At 31.9% G+C, this 21,995-nt stretch carries 23 protein-coding genes; 12 read left to right on the plus strand and 11 right to left on the minus strand.

Going from position 1 to position 21,995, the window contains the following annotated elements; all coding sequences use genetic code 11:
• The first annotated feature begins 34 nt into the window (after nt 1-34).
• On the plus strand, nt 35-454 hold the full coding sequence (locus AAON49_RS08455) for a DUF1573 domain-containing protein (protein WP_349554082.1): 420 nt from the start codon (nt 35-37) through the stop codon (nt 452-454).
• Here the strand turns inward: AAON49_RS08455 and AAON49_RS08460 are convergent.
• The gene (locus tag AAON49_RS08460) at nt 451-1,800 is read right to left on the minus strand and encodes an aspartyl protease family protein (RefSeq protein WP_349554083.1); all 1,350 of its coding nucleotides are present in this window, start codon (nt 1,798-1,800) and stop codon (nt 451-453) included. The two genes, AAON49_RS08455 and AAON49_RS08460, sit on opposite strands and share 4 nt — an antisense overlap.
• 151 nt (nt 1,801-1,951) lie before the next feature.
• Here AAON49_RS08460 and AAON49_RS08465 point away from each other — a divergent pair, with 151 nt between their 5' ends.
• On the plus strand, nt 1,952-3,142 hold the full coding sequence (locus AAON49_RS08465) for a pyridoxal phosphate-dependent aminotransferase (RefSeq protein WP_349554084.1): 1,191 nt from the start codon (nt 1,952-1,954) through the stop codon (nt 3,140-3,142).
• A complete protein-coding gene (gene murB / locus AAON49_RS08470) occupies nt 3,143-4,153 on the plus strand; it encodes a UDP-N-acetylmuramate dehydrogenase (protein WP_349554085.1) in 1,011 nt (336 codons plus the stop codon).
• Nucleotides 4,154-4,334: 181 nt separating this feature from the next.
• Here murB and AAON49_RS08475 read toward each other — a convergent pair whose 3' ends face one another.
• The 4 genes from AAON49_RS08475 to AAON49_RS08490 form a co-directional block, all read right to left on the minus strand.
• On the minus strand, nt 4,335-5,525 hold the full coding sequence (locus tag AAON49_RS08475) for a cytochrome-c peroxidase (RefSeq protein ID WP_349554086.1): 1,191 nt from the start codon (nt 5,523-5,525) through the stop codon (nt 4,335-4,337).
• Nucleotides 5,526-5,685: 160 nt separating this feature from the next.
• Complete coding sequence (locus AAON49_RS08480) at nt 5,686-6,171, minus strand: hypothetical protein (protein WP_349554087.1); 486 nt, start codon at nt 6,169-6,171, stop codon at nt 5,686-5,688.
• A 4-nt stretch (nt 6,172-6,175) separates the two neighbouring features.
• Nucleotides 6,176-6,496, minus strand: coding sequence for a hypothetical protein (locus tag AAON49_RS08485; RefSeq protein WP_349554088.1), 321 nt, complete (start codon nt 6,494-6,496; stop codon nt 6,176-6,178).
• A 43-nt stretch (nt 6,497-6,539) separates the two neighbouring features.
• Nucleotides 6,540-7,121 (minus strand): RNA polymerase sigma factor, encoded by a 582-nt coding sequence (locus AAON49_RS08490; RefSeq protein ID WP_349554089.1) that lies wholly within the window; start codon nt 7,119-7,121, stop codon nt 6,540-6,542.
• A gap of 115 nt (nt 7,122-7,236) precedes the next feature.
• Between AAON49_RS08490 and AAON49_RS08495 the strand changes: the two genes are divergently transcribed.
• Genes AAON49_RS08495 through lipA form a run of 6 tightly spaced genes read left to right on the plus strand, consistent with a single transcriptional unit; the run spans nt 7,237 to nt 12,105 of the window.
• The gene (locus AAON49_RS08495; RefSeq protein ID WP_349554090.1) at nt 7,237-7,440 is read left to right on the plus strand and encodes a membrane or secreted protein; all 204 of its coding nucleotides are present in this window, start codon (nt 7,237-7,239) and stop codon (nt 7,438-7,440) included.
• Nucleotides 7,441-7,449: 9 nt separating this feature from the next.
• Nucleotides 7,450-8,556, plus strand: coding sequence for a glycosyltransferase (locus AAON49_RS08500; protein ID WP_349554091.1), 1,107 nt, complete (start codon nt 7,450-7,452; stop codon nt 8,554-8,556).
• Complete coding sequence (locus tag AAON49_RS08505; RefSeq protein WP_349554092.1) at nt 8,547-9,110, plus strand: RNA polymerase sigma factor; 564 nt, start codon at nt 8,547-8,549, stop codon at nt 9,108-9,110. The genes AAON49_RS08500 and AAON49_RS08505 overlap by 10 nt, the downstream gene beginning before the upstream one ends.
• On the plus strand, nt 9,110-9,967 hold the full coding sequence (locus AAON49_RS08510; RefSeq protein ID WP_349554093.1) for a hypothetical protein: 858 nt from the start codon (nt 9,110-9,112) through the stop codon (nt 9,965-9,967). The genes AAON49_RS08505 and AAON49_RS08510 overlap by 1 nt, the downstream gene beginning before the upstream one ends.
• A gap of 1 nt (nt 9,968) precedes the next feature.
• The gene (locus AAON49_RS08515; protein WP_349554094.1) at nt 9,969-11,195 is read left to right on the plus strand and encodes an Nramp family divalent metal transporter; all 1,227 of its coding nucleotides are present in this window, start codon (nt 9,969-9,971) and stop codon (nt 11,193-11,195) included.
• 40 nt (nt 11,196-11,235) lie between these two features.
• Nucleotides 11,236-12,105: a lipoyl synthase gene (gene lipA / locus AAON49_RS08520; protein WP_349554095.1), complete on the plus strand. Its 870-nt coding sequence runs from the start codon at nt 11,236-11,238 to the stop codon at nt 12,103-12,105.
• 278 nt (nt 12,106-12,383) lie between these two features.
• Here lipA and AAON49_RS08525 read toward each other — a convergent pair whose 3' ends face one another.
• On the minus strand, nt 12,384-13,688 hold the full coding sequence (locus AAON49_RS08525; protein ID WP_502942952.1) for a dipeptidase: 1,305 nt from the start codon (nt 13,686-13,688) through the stop codon (nt 12,384-12,386).
• A 71-nt stretch (nt 13,689-13,759) separates the two neighbouring features.
• Between AAON49_RS08525 and AAON49_RS08530 the strand changes: the two genes are divergently transcribed.
• On the plus strand, nt 13,760-14,260 hold the full coding sequence (locus AAON49_RS08530) for a hypothetical protein (protein ID WP_349554097.1): 501 nt from the start codon (nt 13,760-13,762) through the stop codon (nt 14,258-14,260).
• Between the two features lie 48 nt (nt 14,261-14,308).
• Here the strand turns inward: AAON49_RS08530 and AAON49_RS08535 are convergent, their stop codons facing one another.
• Together AAON49_RS08535 and AAON49_RS08540 are read right to left on the minus strand one after the other, a co-directional pair.
• Nucleotides 14,309-15,667 carry a pyridoxal-phosphate dependent enzyme gene (locus AAON49_RS08535; protein ID WP_349554098.1) on the minus strand — a complete coding sequence of 453 codons (1,359 nt, stop codon included), beginning with the start codon at nt 15,665-15,667 and terminating at the stop codon, nt 14,309-14,311.
• A gap of 22 nt (nt 15,668-15,689) precedes the next feature.
• The gene (locus AAON49_RS08540; RefSeq protein WP_349554413.1) at nt 15,690-16,925 is read right to left on the minus strand and encodes an ABC transporter permease; all 1,236 of its coding nucleotides are present in this window, start codon (nt 16,923-16,925) and stop codon (nt 15,690-15,692) included.
• A 4-nt stretch (nt 16,926-16,929) separates the two neighbouring features.
• Between AAON49_RS08540 and AAON49_RS08545 the strand changes: the two genes are divergently transcribed.
• Nucleotides 16,930-18,129 (plus strand): exo-beta-N-acetylmuramidase NamZ family protein, encoded by a 1,200-nt coding sequence (locus tag AAON49_RS08545; RefSeq protein ID WP_349554099.1) that lies wholly within the window; start codon nt 16,930-16,932, stop codon nt 18,127-18,129.
• Here the strand turns inward: AAON49_RS08545 and AAON49_RS08550 are convergent.
• The 3 genes from AAON49_RS08550 to AAON49_RS08560 form a co-directional block, all read right to left on the minus strand.
• On the minus strand, nt 18,115-18,675 hold the full coding sequence (locus AAON49_RS08550) for a hypothetical protein (RefSeq protein WP_349554100.1): 561 nt from the start codon (nt 18,673-18,675) through the stop codon (nt 18,115-18,117). The genes AAON49_RS08545 and AAON49_RS08550 overlap by 15 nt on opposite strands.
• Nucleotides 18,675-19,511, minus strand: coding sequence for a sterol desaturase family protein (locus tag AAON49_RS08555; RefSeq protein WP_349554101.1), 837 nt, complete (start codon nt 19,509-19,511; stop codon nt 18,675-18,677). Before AAON49_RS08555 ends, AAON49_RS08550 begins: the two co-directional genes overlap by 1 nt.
• Before the next feature lie 92 nt (nt 19,512-19,603).
• Nucleotides 19,604-20,128, minus strand: a complete 525-nt coding sequence (locus tag AAON49_RS08560; protein WP_349554102.1) for a YkgJ family cysteine cluster protein — start codon at nt 20,126-20,128, stop codon at nt 19,604-19,606.
• A gap of 90 nt (nt 20,129-20,218) precedes the next feature.
• Here AAON49_RS08560 and argS point away from each other — a divergent pair, with 90 nt between their 5' ends.
• Nucleotides 20,219-21,991 (plus strand): arginine--tRNA ligase, encoded by a 1,773-nt coding sequence (gene argS / locus AAON49_RS08565; protein WP_349554103.1) that lies wholly within the window; start codon nt 20,219-20,221, stop codon nt 21,989-21,991.
• Nucleotides 21,992-21,995 lie beyond the last annotated feature (4 nt).

Consider the following 21,995-nt stretch of genomic DNA (forward strand, 5'->3'; position numbering starts at 1 on the left):
ATAATTTTAGTACATTTACAAAAAAGAAAATGTAATGAGAGTAGTAGCAACATTCGCACTAATTTTATTTGTTGGACTTTCTTCCTTTGCTCAAGGTGAGAAACCTCAATTTAAATTTGAAAAAGAAACGATTAATTACGGTAAAATCTACTTAGGATCTAATGGCGTACGTGTTTTTGAATTTACTAATATTGGAAAGTCTCCTTTGATTATTACTAGGATTCAAACCTCGTGTGATTGTACAGTTCCTAAAAGACCTAATGAGCCAATTATGCCTGGTGAAAAAGGAAAAATTGAAGTTGCTTATGACACAAAAAAACCTGGAGGTTTTTCTAAAGCTATTACTATCTACTCTAATGCAAAGAATCCTCGAAAGATGATTAAAATAAGAGGTTATGTTGAAAGAGTAAGTGCTCCTGAAAAGAAAAAGAGCATGCTTTCCGATGATAATTAAATAATCTTCCTCAAGCGAAATTTAAATTCCATTTTTTTACCATCTCTTTCTACAACAAGCACAATCTTCCTATTGTTGTAGGACTGCAATATCTTGTTGATATTACTCAGTTTAAATGTATGTGCATGTTTTCTATTGATAGATAAAATAACATCTCCTACTTTCAATCCTGCTTCTCCTCCTGGAGAATTTTCTAAAACGTTATTAATAATATAAGAAGGCCTAAATTTATATCTATACGTTGTAAGAATAGAAAGACTTGTGTTTCCTGAAGTCTGACTAGATCTTCCGTAACCAGTATTAATTCTAGGTGGTTCTTTAATCTTCACCAATCTTCTTCCATTGTGAATAATATCTAATCCACTCATATTGTAATTGAATCCTCCTTTCAAAGAACCTGTTTTCTTTAAAATAATTCTCTTATTAGGGTAGTCAATCCAAATTCTAAATCTTTTTAAGATATTACCTCCTAAGCTTCCATTTCTACCTTGCACTTGTCTTGCCATTTTTGTAGAAATTGTATCTAAAAATGAGACTGTAGGCTCTTCTATTTCATAACTACCAATACTTACTTTAGGTATTCTACTCCTATTTCCATAAATAGTGCCACTTAAACCTTCACCAAGAATATCTTTAAAATGTTTATTGGGTGTAACAATATTCTCTTTAGTATGTTCAAACAACCAAAAAGCGTCGCTTCCTCCAGAATCAATCAACAACTTCACCTTTGTCTTTTTAGTTCCTATTGTGTCTATTTGAGCATCAACATACATGTAAGGTTTATTTTTAATTAATTCTATTCTAAACTCTTCACAGTTTTTACATTTAGGTATTGAGTTGTTTTTTGGATTGAAAAATGTTAAATACTTCTTGTTATAATCAATCTTTACAATCAAATCTTTAAGCAGTCTATATCCTATAATACCGTTAATGGTTATTCCCATTTTAGCCGATAAATCAAACTTATCGTTTATCACAAGATGGATAGATTCGTTATAACTTATCAAGTTGTTTAAAACAAATGTGTTGTTTCTAGAAAGTAAGGATTCAACAGAATCACCCGTACCAAGTCCTTGCAGATTTACTCTACGCACATTCTTAAGTTGCAAGCTATCTCTATCAGATAAATTAAAAAGGATTGTTTTATTAACTCCTGTATCTAAAATAAAATTGAGTTTTCTATTATTTATTTCAAGTGGAATAATAATTAGGTTGTTAATCAGTTTGAATTTTACTCGTGTTTTTTTCTGATTAGGATCAAAAAAGCGAAATCCGCTCTGACTAAATACTGAGCTAGAGCTTATTAAACAAATTAATATCGCTAAGACGGTAATATTTTTTTTCAAATGCAGTAAAGTTTCTATACTAAATGTACAAATTTTAAGAAAAATCCATTTCATTTTTAGAAAACTTTAACCTTTTAAAACAACTTAAAAAACGGCGTTATTTCTAAAATTTATTTCGCAAATTTGCATGTGACTATTCAATTAATTAGTAATGCCATCAATATCAAATAAAGGGCAATTAATGCCCGAATCTCCGATACGTAAATTGGTTCCTTTTGCAGAAGCTGCAAAAAAGAATGGAACAAAAGTTTATCACCTAAATATTGGTCAGCCAGATATTAAAACACCTCAAGTAGCATTAGATGCTGTTAAGAACAATACAATAGAGGTTTTATCTTATGCTCGTTCAGAAGGGTCAGAAGAGTATAGAAATAAACTTGCAGACTATTATCAGAAAAACAACATCAATGTTCAAGCTACTGATATTATAGCTACAACAGGTGGCTCTGAAGCTTTACTCTTTACTATTGGAAGTATCACTGATCCAGGAGATGAGATTATTATTCCTGAACCTTTTTATGCAAATTACAATGGATTTTCTACTGCTTCAGGAGTAAAAGTTGTTCCCGTAATTTCTTCTATCGATGATAATTTTGCATTACCAAAGATTGAAGATTTCGAAAAGTTGATTACTTCTAAAACTAAGGCTATTTTAATTTGTAATCCTGGAAACCCAACTGGGTATTTATACAGTAAAGAAGAAATTGAAAAATTAAAACAAATTGTATTAAAACACGATTTGTTCTTAATTGCTGACGAAGTTTATAGAGAGTTTGCTTATGATGGAAATACACATCATTCTGTAATGGCTGAAGCTGGTTTAGAGCAAAACGCTATCATGATTGATTCAGTATCTAAGCGTTATAGTATGTGTGGTGCTAGAATTGGTTGCATTGTTTCTAAAAACAAAGATTTCATCAATACTGCTATCAAATTTGCTCAAGCTCGTTTAAGTCCGCCTACTTATGCTTTATTGGCTAGTGAGGCTGCTTTAGATACACCTCAAAGTTACTTTGATGATGTGATAGAAGAATATGTAGAAAGAAGAAACACATTGATTTCTGAATTGCAAAAAATAGAAGGTGTAAAAGTTGCCAATCCTAAAGGTGCTTTTTATTGTATCGCTGAATTACCAGTAAATGATACAGATGCTTTTGCACAATGGCTTTTAGAGAAATTCAATGATCAGAATGAAACAGTTATGGTAGCTCCAGCCGGAGGTTTTTACTCAACTAAAGGAGAAGGAAAAAATCAAGTACGTATTGCTTATGTATTAAATAAGAAAGACTTAATACGTTGTGTAGAGATTTTAAAAATTGCATTAAATCAATACAATTCATAGTTGAATATTCAACAAAACATATCACTTAAAAAATACAATACGTTTGGTATCGATGTGAATGCCAAACGTTTTGTTTCTGTAGACAGTTTTTATCAACTTCAATCGGTTCTAGAACAAGAAAAAAATATCTTTTTATTAAGTGGGGGAAGTAATATGCTTCTTACAAATGATATTAACAAACTAGTGGTTCATGTGAATATTCATGGAATTTCTATTGATAAAGAAACTGATGACGAAGTATTTTTGACTGTAAACGCTGGTGAAAACTGGCACGACTTTGTACTCTGGTGTTTAGAACAAGATTATGGCGGATTGGAAAACCTTTCCTTAATTCCTGGAAATGTAGGGACTTGCCCTATTCAAAATATTGGCGCTTACGGTGTTGAAGTAAAAGATACTATTACAAAAGTAGAAGGTATTGAAATTGATTCTGCGAAAAGAATTGAATTTTCTAACGAAGCGTGTTTGTTTGGATATCGAAATTCTATTTTTAAAAATGAATTAAAAGACAAAGTTGTGTTAACTTCAGTGAGTTTTTGTTTGACTAAGAGAAACCATACACTAAATACTAGTTATGGTGCTATTGAAACTGAGTTAAAGGCAAAAGGAATTACTTCTCCAACAATCAGAGATGTTTCCAATGCTGTTATCAAGATTCGCCAATCTAAATTACCCGACCCTAAAGAAATTGGAAATAGTGGAAGCTTTTTTAAGAATCCTGTAATTTCTACAGAGCATTTTCAAGAACTTCAAGAAAAGTACCCAAGTATTCCTAGTTATAAAGTATCTGAAACTGAAATTAAAGTTCCGGCTGGTTGGCTAATAGAGACTGCCGGTTACAAAGGAAAACGTTTTGGAGATTTTGGCATTCATGAAAAACAAGCACTTGTTTTGGTAAACTACAACAACGCTGATGGAAAAGATATTCTAAAATTAGCAAGAAAAATTCAAGAAAGCATTCGTACTTCATTTGGAATTTCATTAGAAATTGAAGTGAACATCATTTCATAGAAAAAAGCCTCTTGACATTGTCAAGAGACTCTTTACATTCAACTAAACCAACCAAAGTTTACTTTTCTTTTATTTAGCTCTTCTCCTATTAGATTTAGGAGTTTTTTTTAATTCAGTTTTGGTAATAAAACCATCATTGTTTGCATATATTCTACTAAAATATTGTTGTCTTAACAGTGCATTAATTAGTACGAAATGGGTCTGAATACTTCTCGTCTGTAATAAAATTAGTATCTGTAAGTGTTAATAGAAAATCTATCAAACCTTGTCTTTCTGCAGGAGTTAAATTCAATCTTCTCACTTGATTTCCTCCAACTCTTAGTCTGTTGTCTAAATCTTGACTATTTTGAACTCCGTCATCATAGTGATCTATAACTTCTCCAAGAGTAGCAAATCTTCCATCATGCATATAAGGTCCTGTTAATTCGATATTTCTTAAAGACCCAACTTTAAACTCTCCTCTATCATTATTATTTCCAGTTACACCACCAACTCCTAAATCGGTTAAAACAGCATCTAATCCATTATTTCTTGGGGCGTCTCCAACCATAGCATTGGTGTCATGACAATCGTTACACCTAGTTCTATTACTAAAGAATAGGTTTTTTCCTAAGTTTTCAGAAGGAGTAAAATTTGGAAAGTTTTGCTGAGGGTTACCCACTTGCGCCATTCCAGCATCAAACTTAGACTCATAAGAAACCATTGATCTTACAAACTGAGCTAATGCTAATGATATTCTTTCACTAGTAATATTTTCATCTCCAAAAGCTCTGTCAAATAAAATTCTGTAATACCCTTCAGCCGATACTTTATCTACCAATTCTTCTAATGTTAATCCCATCTCTACAGCATCTTGAATTGGCATTAAAACCTGATCTTCCAACGTAGCTGCTCTTTCATCCCAGAAAAATCTTCCATTATTATAAAATTTAGCATTTGATAATCCCATTGAATTTCTTCCTGTTAATTCTCCCTCAAAACCGATACTTAATGTGTTAGGATCAGAAAAGCCATTCTCTTGAACATGACAAGATGCGCAAGAAACAGTATTGTTTGCTGAAAGTTTTTTATCATAAAAAAGAACTCTTCCTAAAGTAGCCCCAGCATCTGTGATGGGGTTGTTATTGGGAGTATTGTCTTCATTTTGTAATTGATTATCCAAAAAATGCCCTGGCATTTGAATATTTGCATAATTAAAAGAAGTTGCTGGTAAGTTTAGCGTTTGCGCTAAGATATCATCATCGCTTGTATCTCCGTTTCCATCATCATTTGTAATATCTCCATCTGTAGTAATGTCTACATAGTCATCGTTATTACATGCAAATAAACTAATTGCTAATACTAGTAGTAATGTGTTTTTTATAGTCCTCATAATACATCTTTTTAATTAAACAATTGATTAAAACCTTTCCGTTTAATTATTTGGATGCTGGCCTGAAAAAAAACTTGCGCATTTTTTATAGATTTTAAAAACTTAACACTTTTTTAAGTTTTCTTGCGCATAAAAAAAGCCTCAAAAATGAGGCCGTCTATTAAAAATCTTTTTCCGGTGGACCATGTCTTCTTGGAGGACCTTTTCTTCCTTTTCCTGGTGGTTTAGGACCTCTTCTTAAGAGAACATTTTGAATGATCTCATCAAACTTTTTAATTTGATCTTCATTGCATAATTTTCTCACTTCTTTAAAAAAAGCAAACAATTCCTTTTGCTTATCTTTTTCAATCTCTCCCATACGATTTATTAAAGAATCAGGAGAGAACTCGTTGTTTCCAAAAGAGTTAAACATTTTTTTTCTTAGAGTTCTTTGTTCTTCATCTAACTGTAACATTTGACCCCTATGTTCTCTATCTAAAAAGAAAAATCGTTCTTTTTGATCTTCAGAAAAACCAAGTTCTTCTGTTAAGAAACTTTGAGCTTTCGGTTTGTTTTTCATTGATTTTTTATCAAGTATCATATACAATAAAAGTGCATTGATAACTAACATAACAACCAAGAAAATATATAGTAATTTATTTCTCATGTCTTTAATTTAAAGTGAGAGTGTTATCTGAATCTAAATAATAATCTTCCATAAAAGCTTCAAATCCAGAAATTTCTTGACTTGTTTCTTGTGAATTGAAAGTAAAGTAAATTGTCAATACATTGATACAAAGCACCAATGCAAGTGTAGCTAATTGTAATTGCGGAGTGAACCAACCAAACGAAGGAGTCTTTTCTTCCTTTTGTTGGCGAATAGTATTCAATACTTTATTCTTAAAGAAAGGACTTACCTTTACTTCTTGAATCTCGTCTAAAATATCTAAAGTATTGTTATTCTCTATACTTTTGTTTTTATGTGTTTTCATCTCGTTCTTTTATTAAGATGCAATATCTTTTTAAAACTTGCGTTTATTGATTTTTTTTATAAAAATTCTCTAACTTTTGTTGCAAATTTTTCTTTGCTCTAAACATAACAGATTCTACAGAAGACAAACTTTTTCCAGTAATTTCAACAATCTCTTGATAGCTTTTACCATCAATTTTAGCCAAGGTAAAAATAACTCGTTGACTCTCTGGTAACGTGTTAATTGCTAAAAAAATTGCTTCTGATTTTTCTTTATTTTCCAATAAAATTCCTGGATGATTGAATTCCGTAAAAAAATTCGTTTTGTCCATTGGAATTTCATTTCCTAAAATACTTTGCATAAATGCAAACCTCTTTTTTGCATTCTTCTTTCTAATAAATTCCAAGCACTTGTTTGTGCATATTTTATATATCCAAGTTGATAGTTTGGAGTTTCCTTTAAATTTAGAAACAGATTTATACACTTCTAAAAAAACTTCTTGCGCTACATCTTCTGCATCTTCTTTGTTAGGCACAAAAGACAAACATGTATGGAATACTTTCTGCTGATATTCTTCTAGAAGAAGGCTAAAAGCAGATTCGCTTCCTTTTTTAAGTTTTTCTATGAATTCTTCTTGGTTAGTCAAAAAGTGAAATAATCTGTTGAGTTGTAAAGTATAAAAAACTTAGAATAACTCAACTATAATGAGTTAATTTTTCTTAGATTATGATTATCTTTGCATCTGTAAAAAACGTATTACAATGAAACTTCTTTTATTAACTTTAGGGTTGTTGGCTTTGGCGGTTGCAGGTATTGCTATTAAGATTTGGGGAAAGAAAAATGGTGAGTTTGCAGGAACTTGCGCTAGTCAGAATCCGATGTTAAATACAGAAGGAGAAGCTTGTGGCTTTTGTGGTAAAACTCCTGATCAATTTGATACGTGCACTGAGACTTCTCATAAATAATTCTTTTCGATGATTTTTACTGTTTTATTCTACTTTTTTGTAGCAGTTACGGTAATTCAAATCCTCTATTATATCTCTTTTTTTTCGTTTGCTTTTTACAGTTCTAAAAAGAAAATGGAAGATATAACACCAGACATATCTATTATTGTATGTGCTAAAAATGAAGAACAGAATTTACAAAGACTAATTCCTCTTCTATTAAAACAAAAGCACCCTAAATTTGAACTCGTCATTATTAATGATGCATCTACAGATAATACGTTAGATGTTTTAGATGCATTCAAGGGTAAAGATTCTCGAATTAAAATAGTGAATGTAGAAAACAATGAAGCTTTTTGGGGAAACAAGAAGTATGCACTAACTCTAGGTATTAAAGCGGCTAAATACAATCATTTATTGTTTACTGATGCCGATTGTGTTCCTTCATCAGATTTATGGGTGCAAGAAATGAGTGCTCAGTTCTCTTCTAAAAAAACTATTATTCTAGGTTATGGTAAATATCGATCCAAAAGATTTTCTCCTGTAAATTTATTGGTACGTTATGAAACTTTAATAACTGCAGTTCAGTATTTCAGCTATGCAAGATTAGGATCTCCATATATGGCAGTTGGTAGAAATTTAGCGTATACAAAAGATGAATTCTTTAAAGTAAAAGGGTTTATCAATCATATGCAGATACGTTCAGGTGATGATGATTTATTTATTAAAGATGCAGCTGATAGAAACAACACTACAATTAGCATTCACCCAAATAGTTTTACAATTTCAGAAGCTCCCAAAAGTTTTATTGAATGGTTCCGACAAAAAAGAAGGCACATTTCAACTTCATCACACTATAAGTTCAAGCATCAATTCTTTTTAACTCTTTTCTTTCTGACAAAATTGTCTTTTTGGGTCTTGGCTCCTTTTATTGTTTTTTGGGAGCCTATTGAAATTTCTTTAGCTATTATAGGTTCTTACTTTATTTTTAATTACATAACCATAGGTGTCTCTTCAAAAAAATTAAACGAGACTCAGGTCTCTTACTTTTTACCTTTTCTTGAACTCTTTTTGGTGTTATTTCAAATTACTATATTTATTGCCAACACCATTTCAAAGCCCACTCATTGGAAATAAAGAAGGAGATTCTAAATAATCATATTAAAAGAGCAAAAGAAGGAAATCAGATTTCATTTAACTTTTTGCTTGATCATTTCTGGAGTGATGTCTATCAATATCAACTAAAAAGAACTCAAAATGATAATGATGCTGAGGATATTACTATTCAATCATTCTCTAGGGCTTTTGATAAGATAGACTCTTTTAATGAAGAGTATAAGTTTAAAACTTGGCTTATTACTATTTCTAAGAATATTCATATTGATCTAATTAGAAAAAATAAAGCTTCTATCAATTTAAAAACTACTAAAGAGCAAGAAAGAGAGGCATATGCTGTTGTTGACGACAACCCAACCCCTGAAGATAAGATTATCACGGAACAAAATCTTGCCAAGCTTTTAAGAGATATAAAGCAATTAAAACCTAAATACCAGCAGGTTATTAACCTCCGGTATTTTCAAGAATTGAGTTATAAAGAAATTTCTGAACAAATTGGTGAACCTATGAATAATGTGAAAGTAAAATTACTTCGCGCAAAAAAATTGTTAGCAGAAATTATTAAGAAATCATAATGCCTCCAAAGAATTTATTTAAAAAATATGAAGAGTCTGGAACAGCTCCTGTATTGAATTTACTACTAGCCTTTATTTCCAGTTTACTTATAATTTCTTTTTTTAGTTTTATCTACAACATTCTTCTTACACTCTCTCCAATAGTATATTTAAATGTGCTTCTTGTTGTTGGTCTTGGATATTGTATTGCTTATACAGTAAGATATTTATGTTTAGCCTTTAAAATTAGAAATCAAAGGATTTGTTTTTTAGCTACAGGTATCATTTCATTAATAATCATATACATACAATGGGTTCTATTCATTTATATCTACTTAGCTAATGAGATTAACCCTTTGCAAGACATCTCTATTATTTTGGAACTATTCATAAGTCCTGATATAATTTTTAACGATATAATTCAAATCAATTCGATTGGAACTTGGGAAATCAGATCAACTATTATAAATGGACCTATTTTATGGTGTGTATGGATTACAGAAGCAGTTATTCTCATATTAGTTCCTTTGAGAATATATAATTTATTTGAAGTAATTCCTTTTTCTGAGATAGACAACAAGTGGTATAAGAAAGTAAAAATTGATCAAGAGTTCGAATATATTACATTAAGAAATCATTTTTTAGAATCATTGTATTCAAACCCTTCTAAGGCTTTAATGAATTTAAGTAAGCCAGATCCTTATAGATACTCAAATGTTTATATTTATTATGACAAAAATAGAATCAGTTTTTTAATAGAAATAGAAAATGTATCTATAGATAAAAATTCAAAAAAAGATTACATCGAAGTTTTAGCTCCTTCTCATATTGAATCGCATCATATAAAAGAAATTAAAGAAAATTTCAACCTCAAATAATATGAAAACAAAATCTATTTTACGCTCTTTAGGTCCTGGACTTCTCTTTGCTGGTGCTGCTGTTGGCGTATCGCACTTGGTACAATCTACACGTGCAGGTGCCGAGTTTGGATTTGGATTGTTATGGGCACTATTATTGGCAAACCTTTTGAAATATCCATTTTTTCAATTCGGCCCAAGGTATGCTGCGGCAACAGGAGAAACATTATTAGATGGTTATAAAAAATTAGGAAAGGGAATTTTAATTATTAGCTATATTATTAGTTTCATTACTATGTTTATCATTCAAGCTGCAGTAACCATTGTTACAGCAGGATTGGCCGTTAATCTATTTGGGTTTTCTGGGGATGATATGGTTACAATGTCCTTAGCAATTACTATTGTAAGCATTGTGATATTAATTGTTGGGAGGTATAAACTTTTGGACAAATTGATGAAATACATCATTTTATTGCTCACCATTTGTACTTTGGTAGCTGTAAATGTGGCGTTATTTAAAACAACAGACACTTTTGATATTACTCAAGTTCTTCCTAAAGGAACCATAGAAATCACCTTTCTAATTGCATTTTTAGGCTGGATGCCAGCTCCTTTAGATATTTCTATTTGGCAATCTATTTGGTCTTTAGAAAAGGAAAAAACAACCCATCAAAAAATTCAGCCTAAACAAGCTATCTTCGATTTTAATGTTGGTTATATCGGCACTATTTTTCTAGCTGTTTGCTTTGTAATGCTTGGCGCTTTAGTAATGCATAAATCTGGAGAAAGCTTTTCTAATCAAGGAGGGGTTTTCGCTGGACAGTTAATTGAGTTATATACTAACAGTTTGGGTGATTTTGCCTATATCTTTATTGCCATAGCTGCATTTACTACAATGTTTAGCACTACTATTACCACGTTAGATGCATCTCCAAGAACCATGACCATTGCCAACAATTTAGTATTTGGCAAAAAGACAAAACTCACGTATTGGTTTTGGATTGTTTTACTTGGATTGGGAACTTATATTATTTTACGCTTCTTTAGAGATGACATGGGACTAATGGTTAAAATAGCTACTGTATTGTCTTTTCTAACAGCTCCGTTTTATGCAATTCTTAATTATATTTTAATCACAGGAAAGCATACTCCAAAAGAACATCAACCTAACATTTCTCTTAAAATATTGAGTATTCTAGGTATTGTTTTTTTACTAGGGTTTAGTGTTTGGTTTCTTTTGAATTTATAATAGTTTTCTTCGTAACTTTGCAACTTAAATATTTCTATTGATGAGTAGCGATACAGTTGCAGCACCGGAAAGAAAGAAAAAGCCAGAGTGGTTACGTGTTAAACTTCCTGTTGGGAAGAAATATACGGAGCTTCGTGGTTTGGTAGATAAGTACAAATTGAATACTATTTGTACGAGTGGAAGCTGCCCTAACATGGGTGAATGTTGGGGTGAAGGAACTGCTACATTTATGATCTTAGGAAATATTTGTACTCGTTCTTGCGGATTTTGTGGTGTAAAAACTGGAAGACCAGAAACGGTTGAATGGGACGAACCAGAAAAAGTGGCTCGTTCTATTAAAATCATGGGAATTAAGCATGCAGTGATTACTTCTGTTGATAGAGACGACCTAAAAGATGGTGGATCTATAATTTGGGCAGAAACTGTTGAAGCTATTCGTAGAGCAAATCCTAATACAACTTTAGAAACTTTAATTCCTGATTTTCAAGGAAATGAAAAATTATTAGATCGAATTATTGAAGTACATCCAGAAGTAGTTTCTCATAATATGGAAACCGTTCGTCGCTTAACTAGAGAAGTTCGCATTCAAGCTAAATATGATAGAAGTTTAGGTGTTTTAAAATATTTAAAAGATAATGGTATGCGTACCAAATCTGGAATCATGTTAGGTTTAGGAGAAACCGAAGAAGAAGTTATTCAAACTATGAAAGATCTTCGAGGAGTTGGATTAGATGTTATTACTATTGGTCAATATTTACAACCTAGTAAAAAGCATCTTCCTGTAAAAGAATTTATCACTCCAGAGCAATTTAAAAAATACGAAACCTTAGGATTAGAAATGGGATTCATGTATGTAGAAAGTGGTGCTTTGGTTCGTTCTTCATATAAAGCTCATAAACACGCCAATTAAGTTTTTATAAGATTCACAATTTTTCTTCAAAAAATTATTTATTTAATATCTTAAATGAGCTGATATTTAAGGAATCTTTAATAAAAACTCCTTGAATGTTAAATAAATATAAAAATCACATCTTTTTAACAAAAAACAACAGAATAATTCATTTTGGCACGGTAATTGAAATATGTTTTACGAAGCAAGTAAAATTGTTTTCATTGTGTAAATTATTTGAATTAGTTGATTAGCATAAACCACCTCTCTCGAGGTGGTTTTGTGTTTTTATAGAGATTTTATTTTTCGGCTTGTTGAATTTTTTGTGCAACCGCTTCAACCTCGTCCAAAACTCTGAGTAAATTTCCACTCCACAGTTTAGCAATCTCTTCTTCTGTATATCCTCTTTTTACTAATTCTGCAGTAACGTTTAATGTTTCGGATGCATCATCCCAGCCATAAACTCCTCCGCCTCCATCAAAATCAGAACTAATTCCTACATGGTCTATTCCCATTTTTTCTATCAAATAATCTATATGATCAACAAAATCGGCAACATCAACTGGCTCTGCTTCACTTTTAACGGTTTCTGCTGCCTTTTTTGAAATTTCTCTTCGTTTTGAGATATACTCACTAATCTCTTCATCTTTCATTTTTCTTACCTCTCCCCAAGGTTTCATTTCAAAACCTTCTTCTTTGGCTACCTTTTTCATAGCTTCTCCAAGTGCTTTTCTGTAAGTATTATGCTTGTCTGTCTTTAAATAAGAACTAAAAGCTACGGTTTGAACTACTCCACCATTTTCTTTCATCCATTGCAACTGTTCATCATCCAAATTTCTACTATGACCACACAATGCTCTTGCTGAAGAATGAGAAGCAATGATAGGGGCCTTTGTAAGTTCTATCATATCCTGTATCGATTTTTTAGAGGGATGAGAAACATCGATCATCATTCCCCATTTATTCATTTCTTTAATCACTTCTTTTCCTAATTCACTTACCCCATTATGCAACCAAATACTATCCTTTTCTCCCGTATTAGAATCACATAATTGACTATGACCATTGTGAGATAAAGACATATATCTAGCTCCTAAATCGTAAAACTCTTTTACTCTTGATACTTCGGTTCCAACCGGATATCCATTTTCAATTCCAATCATGGCTACTCTCTTTCCTTTAGAATGAATGTCTCTGGCTTCTTTTGAATTTACAGCCAATTCAATTCTATCTGGGGCTAATTCTTTGGTTAGCCTATGAATTGCATCAAATTTGCTTATAGCATTTTTATAAGCTTTATTATACTCTTCTTCATTTAATTCTCCTTGACCTGTATACACAATCAACCAAGCCACATCTAAATCTCCTTCATCCATAAAAGGAAGGTTTACTTGTGTATTCAGTTCTTGATTATAATTCTTTTCAGCTGTAAAATTATTAACATTAATATCTACGTGAGTATCTAATTTTAATACTCTATCATGAATTTCTTTTGCTTTCGCAAGAACTTCATCTGAATAACCCATAGGGTTGTTGTTCTCTGTTTGTTTGTTATTACAAGACACAATAAGTAGTGCACAAAAAATAATTTTTAAAATTCGCATATTGATTGGTTTGGTATTTGATGTTAAAGATAGGAATCTTAGTCTATTCATTTTTTTAGTACTTTTAAATCATGAAAATCAAATACTTATCTATACTTTTTGTTTTTTGCAGTTTCGCAATAACAGCTCAAGAATCTTTTGTTTTAAAAACTCCTAATTCTAAAAAATTAAAAAAAGAATTCGAAAAGAGCGAATACCAAATGAACATCATACTGTCATATTTGGAGAAAAATTATAAATCTACCACTGGAAAGCTAGACATTAAGAAAGATGATGAAATGGGTGGAGTTGAATGTGGATTTACTAAAAAGTTTGAATATGGAATAAAATACACCTATCATAATTGTGGTGAAGCAGCTCCTGTGAAAGAGAAACTTATTTTCCCTAAAACTCAACTAGCAGTACTTAAAAAGTGGATTGAGCAAATAGATAAGTCTAATCCTTCAGATATAGAAAACACCTGGTATAAAGGTAAAAATGAATATGGCCCCAAAAACGAAGAAGCAGGTTGTTATTACAAGATAAAACAAACCAAAGCACAAAGTGTTATTGAAATTTCATGTGGGTGTTAATCATAAAAAAAGGAGCTTAAAGCTCCTTTTCTTTTTATAACTATGTTTTTACATTGCATTTATAATGTCATATTTGGTAATAATATGATGCTTTCCTTTTCCTAAATTAACCAAAACTGCTTGATTATCTTTTGTAATTAGCTTAGAAACTTTCTCAATAGAAGTATCTGCGGAAACAATAGGATAAGTAGCTCCCATAACTTCTTTGATAGGCTTCTCAGCTATATCTTTATCAACAATATAGTGATGTAATAAAGTGGATTCATCTACAGAACCTACAAAGCCATTTAAGTCTTCAACTGGAATTTGAGAAATCTTATACTCTCTCATTCTCTCTATGGCATGAGACACCAACTCTTCAGTTCTAACAGTTAACAAAGGCTTATCTGCATGATCTTTAATCAAATCAGCAGCAGTAGTAATTTCTTCTTCTAAAAAGCCACGATCTCTCATCCAATCGTCGTTAAACATTTTACCTACATAACGACTTCCATGATCGTGGAATAAAACCACAACAACATCATCTTTTGTAAAGTGTTCTTTCAATTGTAAGATTCCTTTTACTGCAGATCCCGCCGAGTTTCCAACAAAAATCCCTTCTTCTTTGGCAATCTTTCTTGTATAAACTGCTGCATCTTTATCTGTTACCTTAGTAAATCCATCAATCAAGCTAAAATCTACATTCTCAGGAAGAATATCTTCTCCAATACCTTCTGTAATGTATGGATAGATTTCATTCTCATCAAAAATTCCAGTTTCATGATATTTTTTAAATACAGATCCGTAAGTATCTACTCCCCAAATCTTGATATTGGGATTTTTCTCTTTTAAATATTTAGCAGTTCCAGAAATGGTTCCTCCTGTTCCAACTCCAACTACAAAATGGGTAATTTTTCCATCTGTCTGCTCCCAAATTTCTGGTCCAGTTTGCTCATAGTGAGCTACTGCATTAGATGGGTTATCATATTGATTCACGTACCAAGAATTCGGAGTTTCTTTTCCTAATCTTTTAGAAACTGAATAGTATGATCTCGGATCATCCGGCTCAACGTTGGTAGGACAAACTACCACCTCAGCTCCTACAGCTCTTAAAATATCCATCTTTTCTTTAGATTGCTTATCAGAGATTACAAATATGCATTTGTAACCTTTAACAATTGCTGCTAAAGCCAATCCCATTCCAGTGTTTCCAGAAGTTCCTTCAATGATAGTTCCTCCAGGTTTCAATCTTCCATCTGCCTCTGCATCTTCAATCATTTTTAAAGCCATACGGTCTTTAACAGAGTTTCCTGGATTGAAAGTTTCTACTTTGGCTAATACCATAGCATCTATTTCTGAAGTAACTGAGTTTAATTGCACTAAAGGAGTATTTCCAATAGTTTCTAAAATATTTTTAGCGTATTTCATGATTCGATTTTACGCGGCAAAATTACGCAAATCGAATGGATTTTGAAGGTTGAATTTTAGTAATTATTACGGAAGGAACTACCAACATTGTAAAACATAAAATCAATGTTCCAAGATTTAAGGCTAACATTGAGAAAACATCAATATAAACAGGTACTTCAGAAACATAATAGTTCTCTGGGTCTAGAGTAATAAACCCAAAGTATTGTTGCAATAAAAGAATAGTCAATCCAATTAGATTTCCCCAAAATAGTCCTTGTATGATTAAATAGGTAGCATTATAGAGAAATACTTTTCGTATGCTCCAATCTGAACTTCCTAATGCTTTTAAAATTCCTATCATTGGTATGCGTTCAAGAATTAGCACTAACAAAGCTGTAATCATGTTAATTCCTGCAACCAAAATCATAATTCCAATAATGAACCAAATATTGTTATCAAAAAGGTTGATCCATTCAAAAATTGCAGGGTAACTTCCTACGATAGTTGTAGCTTCTAATGTAGACCCAATAGATTGATGTATCTGATTCCCTTTCTCTCTTAGTTGATCGAAATCATCAATTAAAACTTCAAAACCACCAACTTGATCTTTTGTCCATTTATTTAACCTTTGAACTTCACGCAAATCACCAATCATCATATTCTTATCAAACTCCAAAAAACCAGTATTATAAACTCCTTTGATTATCAATTTATAGGTACTAGGAAGTTTCTTTGGATCTTTTTTAAAAAAAGAAACTCTAATTGTATCGTTTAATTTTAATTGCAATCGATCAACCAACGTTTTGGATAATAAAATATCTCTTGTCCTTTTCTGATTAAAATTAGGCACATCACCTTCTACTAAATATTCTTTAAAGAACGACCAGTCGTAGTCTGTTGAAACCCCTTTAAAAACAATTCCTTCAAAATCGGTTTTTGTTCTAACCAGTCCAACTGTATTAGCAAAAACTTGTACATTTTTGATTCCGTCTATAGTAGAAAAATTAGGATAAAAATCTTGGTTTTTACTCACAGGAACCACAGATACATCAGAATTATTATTGTCGAAATTCGTGATCTGAATATGTCCTTTAAAGCCTGACATTTTATCTCGAATTTTCTGTTGTAATCCGGCACCTGTAGCCACAGAAATCATCATAATAATAATTCCCAATGCAATTGCTGTGATAGCAATTTTAATTATTGGTGACGATATACTACTTTTGTATTCCTTACCGGCAATAATCCGTTTGGCGACAAATAATTCGAAATTCAATTTCATGACTTTAACTGCTCGTAAAAGTACGTATTTATTCTTTGCTTTTTTTCTAATGATTCACTTGAGTTCTTGTGCTCAAAAATCATCCAATACTATACAAACGGCAGCTGACCGAACTGAATTGTATCTCAAAAAGTTAAAAGGGAAACGAGTTGCTGTTGTAGCTAATCAAACCTCAGTTATTATTGAGAAGAATGGAGATAAGAGTAAGAAATATACTCACCTTGTAGACAGCCTTGTAAGCTTGCAAATCAATATTCAGAAAGTATTCGCTCCAGAACATGGGTTTCGAGGAAAAGCAGATGCAGGAGAAGCCATCGCAGATGGTTTAGATAAAAAAACAGGTCTTCCTATTATTTCTTTGTACGGGAAAAACAAAAAGCCTAGTAAAGAGCAATTGAAAGGAATTGATGTTGTTGTTTTTGATATTCAAGATGTTGGGGCTCGTTTTTACACGTATATTTCAACATTGCATTATGTAATGGAAGCTTGTGCTGAAGCTAAAATCCCTGTGATTGTATTAGACAGACCAAATCCCAACGGACATTATATAGACGGACCTGTTTTAGAACCGGAACATAAAAGTTTTGTTGGCATGCATCCTGTTCCTATTGTATATGGTATGACCATTGGTGAATATGCCAAGATGATTAATGGAGAAAAATGGTTGAATAATGGGATTCAAGCGAAACTTACCGTAATTCCGTTACAAAATTATACACATCAATCGGAATACAGTTTACCTATCAAGCCTTCACCCAATTTACCAAATGATGTTTCCATCAACTTGTACCCTAGTTTATGTTTCTTTGAAGGAACTAATGTAAGTGCTGGTCGTGGAACGGATATGCAGTTTCAGATATACGGTTCTCCTTTTTTAAGTGATAAAAATCCGTTTTCGTATACACCATCTCCAAACGAAGGCGCAAAATACCCTAAGCACGCTTATATGATTTGTTACGGCGAAGACTTACGTAATACTCCACGTTTAAAAGAGTTGGATTTAAACTGGTTAATTAAGGCTTGTAAAGAAAATACTACAAAGAACTTTTTTAATGCGTTTTTTACCAAACTTGCAGGAACAACCAAACTACAATCACAACTAGAGGGAAAAGTTTCTCAAGAAGACATCAAACGTACTTGGAAAACAGGAATTGAGGAATTTAAAAAAGTGAGGGAAAAGTATTTACTCTACAAGTAATGGAGGGAAATAGTCACTTAGATTTATTTCTCTAACCACTACTCCATCTAAACTATCTATTTTTTTTCTAAAAAGTCTTTTCCATAATGATCTGTCGGTAAAATCATACTTGTATTTAAACACACGATTATTTATATCAAAATGAACTTCAGATTTCAAAATAACATCTCCTTTAAAATATTGAACTTCTTTTCCTTTAACACCTTCTCTTAAGATTGATTGTATTCCACTTATATTTATTTCATTGTATTCCAATCCAGGTGGACCATAACCTGATGGAGTTTGAAATTGAAATGAATAAAAATATTCTCCAAAAGAAAACTCATTATAGCCAGGTACGATAGGGTTACTAAACCTCAAAGTAATTAACTCTCCTGTATCTAAAGTAATTGCTTCTATTTTAGTCTTAGAGTCTAAATAAGGCTTTTCAAAGGTTAAACTTATAGAATCTCCACTTAAAGAAATAGCATCTTCAACTCGAGTAAAACTATTCTTATCTTCAAGCAAATAAATAAGTAACGCTTTCCAATTAGCAAAAAAAGGCATTAAAGATGATCTATATTAGTAGGTTTCTTATACTTCTGAAACGGTTGTTTCAATAATTCCCATAGATTGCTATTGATCTTTTCATCCGGAAAAGTGTCTACGCCATACACAATCTTTTCTCTATCTAGATATAGATAAGTACCCAACAAACGATCCCAGATAGAAAAAATATTTCCGTAGTTTGAATCTGTGTAAGGCAACAAATTATGATGATGAACCTTATGCATATCTGGCGATACTATAACATAACTCAAGATTTTATCCAATCGTTTAGACATCTTAATATTTGCATGTGTAAACTGCGTAAAGATTAACGACATCGATTGATATAACATTACAATAGCAATAGGAGTTCCGATAACAAATACTCCGAACAAAGTAAAGGTAAAACGAATCATACTCTCTAGCGGATGATGCCTGTTTGCCGTAGTTGTATCTACCTTATGATCTGTATGATGCACTAAGTGAACCATCCACAAAGGTTTGACCTTATGTTCTACAAAATGAGGCAAATAAGCTCCAAAGAAATCCAATAATAATACACCTAGAACAATCTTCATTCCAGTAGACATTTCTGGCAACCAATTGAGTATTCCAAAATCATTAGCTTGCACCCAATCGGCTGTATTCAATAATAAGAAAGCTAGTGCAAAATTGATGACTACTGTAGTGGCTGTAAAAAATAAATTAGGAAATGCATGCTTCCATTTATGATATCTGAATCGGAATAATGGTAAAGCGCCTTCCAGCAACCAAAAAAAAGTAATTCCTCCAACTAATATTATACTTCTATGCAGCGAAGGAATATTTTCAAAGTAATTAAATACAGCGTCCAAAGTGTAAATTTTTCCCTAAAATAAGGAAAAAACTAATATAATAGTTTGAGTGAATTTACATGCAGAACATAATTAAATCCCTATAAAGAACTTTAACTTCTTTTAACCTTCTTATTGTACTCTAAAGGCAATCGTTTTTTTAGATTCTCAATAATTGCATAGGTTGCCGGACAAATCTGGGTATTAGTCAATGTTAAGTCTGTAATTTGGATAAATTTTTTGCGATTTGTATGCGGATATTCAGAACAAGCTTTGGGTCTAACGTCATAGATAAAGCAAGAATTATCAGACTCATCTAAAAAACTACAGGGCGAAGATTTTAATACCATAAAATCATCAGAATCTCTTTCTAAATACTGATCTATAAACTGACGTTCTTTCATCCGCAGATGCTTTGCAATACGCTGAATATCTTTTTCGGTAAATATAGGACTGGTTGTTTTACAACAATTTCCACAAGACAGACAATCGGTTTTCTGAAATTCTTCATCATGCAATTCTTTCATGACAACATCTAAATTTTTAGGTGTTCTCTTTTTTAGCATTTTAAAATATTTTCTATTCTCTGCTAGCGCTTGCTTGGCCAATTTTGGCAATTCCTCCAATCGTTTTTCCATGTGATAAAAGTACAACGAATTCAAACACAAAAATACCGTTATCAAAACAAATAAAATACGTAATTTTGCACTTCAATTTTAAGTAATTCAATGAATATTCAAGCACTACTTGAAACAAAAGTAAAGGAAGGGTTTTCTTCTTTATTTGATACCGAACTACCTAGCGTAGAATTTCAAGCCACTCGTAAGGATTTTGAAGGAGATATTACAGTTGTTGTCTTTCCAATGCTACGTTATAAAAAAGGAAATCCAGTACAAATAGGAGAAGATCTTGGGAAGTACTTAGTAGAACATGTTAGTGAGATAAAGAGTTTCAATGTAGTGAAGGGCTTTTTGAATTTGGTAGTTTCTGATATATTCTACACCAATTTCTTCCAAAACATCTATCAAGACAATTCGTATGGTTTTGTAACAAAAACACAAGATACGATGATGGTAGAATATTCATCTCCTAACACTAACAAACCACTTCATTTAGGGCATATTAGAAATAATCTATTAGGATATTCTGTTGCTGAGATCTTAAAAGCTGCTGGAAAAAAGGTATACAAAACACAGATTATTAATGATCGTGGAATTCATATTTGTAAATCTATGTTGGCATGGAAAAAATATGGAAATGGAGAAACGCCAACATCTACAGGACTGAAAGGCGATAAATTGGTTGGGAATTATTATGTGAAGTTCGATCAAGAATATAAAAAAGAAATGGCTGAACTTATTGCTTCTGGAATATCTGAAGAGGATGCTAAAAAACAAGCTCCTTCTCTGTTAGAAGCACAAACTATGCTTCGTAAATGGGAATCTGGTGATGAAGAAACCGTTGATTTATGGAAAACCATGAACGGTTGGGTTTATGATGGGTTTGATATTACCTATAAGAACTTAGGTGTAGATTTTGATACCTTATATTACGAAAGCAATACGTATTTATTAGGAAAAGATGTAATTGCTGATGGGTTGACAAAAGGTGTATTCTTCAAAAAAGAAGATGGTTCTGTTTGGTGTGATTTAACCGATGAAGGATTGGATGAAAAATTGGTTTTACGTTCTGATGGTACTGCTGTTTATATGACTCAAGATATTGGTACAGCTATACAACGTGTTAAAGATTATTCTGATATCAACGGAATGGTATACACAGTAGGAAACGAACAAGATTACCATTTCAAAGTATTGTTTTTAATCTTAAAGAAATTAGGATTTTCTTGGGCTGAGCAATTGTATCATTTGAGCTACGGAATGGTAGATCTTCCTTCAGGAAAAATGAAATCAAGAGAAGGTACAGTTGTAGATGCTGATGATCTGATGATAGAAATGGCCAATACTGCGAAAGAAATTTCTCAAGAGCTAGGAAAGCTAGAAGGATACTCAGATGAAGAAAAAGAAGAGCTGTATAGAATTATTGGTTTAGGAGCTTTAAAATACTTTATTTTAAAAGTAGATCCTAAGAAACGAATCTTATTCGACCCAAAAGCTTCTGTAGATTTTCAAGGAAATACTGGTCCTTTCGTACAGTACACTTATGCTAGGATACAATCGATTTTAAGGAAAGCTAATTTTGACTATTCAAAAGCTATCTTAGATGTTGAACTGCATGAGAAAGAAAAAGAATTAATCAAACAGTTAGAGATGTATCCAGAAGTAATTCAGCAAGCAGCTGCGAACTATTCGCCAGCATTAATTGCTAATTACACCTATGATTTGGTAAAAGAGTTCAATTCTTTTTATCAAAATGTCTCTATCTTAGGCGAAGAAAACGAAGACAAGAAAATATTTAGAGTTCAGTTATCTCATAAAGTAGCTGACATCATAAAATCGGCATTCAGTTTATTAGGAATTCAGGTTCCAAACAGAATGTAAAATT

This window comes from Pseudotenacibaculum sp. MALMAid0570 (genome assembly GCF_040151415.1).
Lineage (GTDB): Bacteria > Bacteroidota > Bacteroidia > Flavobacteriales > Flavobacteriaceae > Polaribacter.

Excerpts from the sequence above, each read along its gene's own strand:
- AAON49_RS08535 (WP_349554098.1), bottom strand. The coding sequence starts at position 15,667 with ATGAAATACGCTAAAAATATTTTAGAAACTATTGGAAATACTCCTTTA.
- argS (WP_349554103.1), top strand. The coding sequence starts at position 20,219 with ATGAATATTCAAGCACTACTTGAAACAAAAGTAAAGGAAGGGTTTTCT.
- AAON49_RS08510 (WP_349554093.1), top strand. The coding sequence starts at position 9,110 with ATGCCTCCAAAGAATTTATTTAAAAAATATGAAGAGTCTGGAACAGCT.
- AAON49_RS08525 (WP_502942952.1), bottom strand. The coding sequence starts at position 13,688 with ATGCGAATTTTAAAAATTATTTTTTGTGCACTACTTATTGTGTCTTGT.
- AAON49_RS08480 (WP_349554087.1), bottom strand. The coding sequence starts at position 6,171 with ATGAGAAATAAATTACTATATATTTTCTTGGTTGTTATGTTAGTTATC.
- AAON49_RS08475 (WP_349554086.1), bottom strand. The coding sequence starts at position 5,525 with ATGAGGACTATAAAAAACACATTACTACTAGTATTAGCAATTAGTTTA.
- AAON49_RS08495 (WP_349554090.1), top strand. The coding sequence starts at position 7,237 with ATGAAACTTCTTTTATTAACTTTAGGGTTGTTGGCTTTGGCGGTTGCA.
- AAON49_RS08550 (WP_349554100.1), bottom strand. The coding sequence starts at position 18,675 with ATGCCTTTTTTTGCTAATTGGAAAGCGTTACTTATTTATTTGCTTGAA.
- AAON49_RS08515 (WP_349554094.1), top strand. The coding sequence starts at position 9,969 with ATGAAAACAAAATCTATTTTACGCTCTTTAGGTCCTGGACTTCTCTTT.
- lipA (WP_349554095.1), top strand. The coding sequence starts at position 11,236 with ATGAGTAGCGATACAGTTGCAGCACCGGAAAGAAAGAAAAAGCCAGAG.
- AAON49_RS08465 (WP_349554084.1), top strand. The coding sequence starts at position 1,952 with ATGCCATCAATATCAAATAAAGGGCAATTAATGCCCGAATCTCCGATA.
- AAON49_RS08455 (WP_349554082.1), top strand. The coding sequence starts at position 35 with ATGAGAGTAGTAGCAACATTCGCACTAATTTTATTTGTTGGACTTTCT.
- AAON49_RS08530 (WP_349554097.1), top strand. The coding sequence starts at position 13,760 with ATGAAAATCAAATACTTATCTATACTTTTTGTTTTTTGCAGTTTCGCA.
- AAON49_RS08560 (WP_349554102.1), bottom strand. The coding sequence starts at position 20,128 with ATGGAAAAACGATTGGAGGAATTGCCAAAATTGGCCAAGCAAGCGCTA.
- AAON49_RS08500 (WP_349554091.1), top strand. The coding sequence starts at position 7,450 with ATGATTTTTACTGTTTTATTCTACTTTTTTGTAGCAGTTACGGTAATT.
- AAON49_RS08485 (WP_349554088.1), bottom strand. The coding sequence starts at position 6,496 with ATGAAAACACATAAAAACAAAAGTATAGAGAATAACAATACTTTAGAT.
- AAON49_RS08545 (WP_349554099.1), top strand. The coding sequence starts at position 16,930 with ATGACTTTAACTGCTCGTAAAAGTACGTATTTATTCTTTGCTTTTTTT.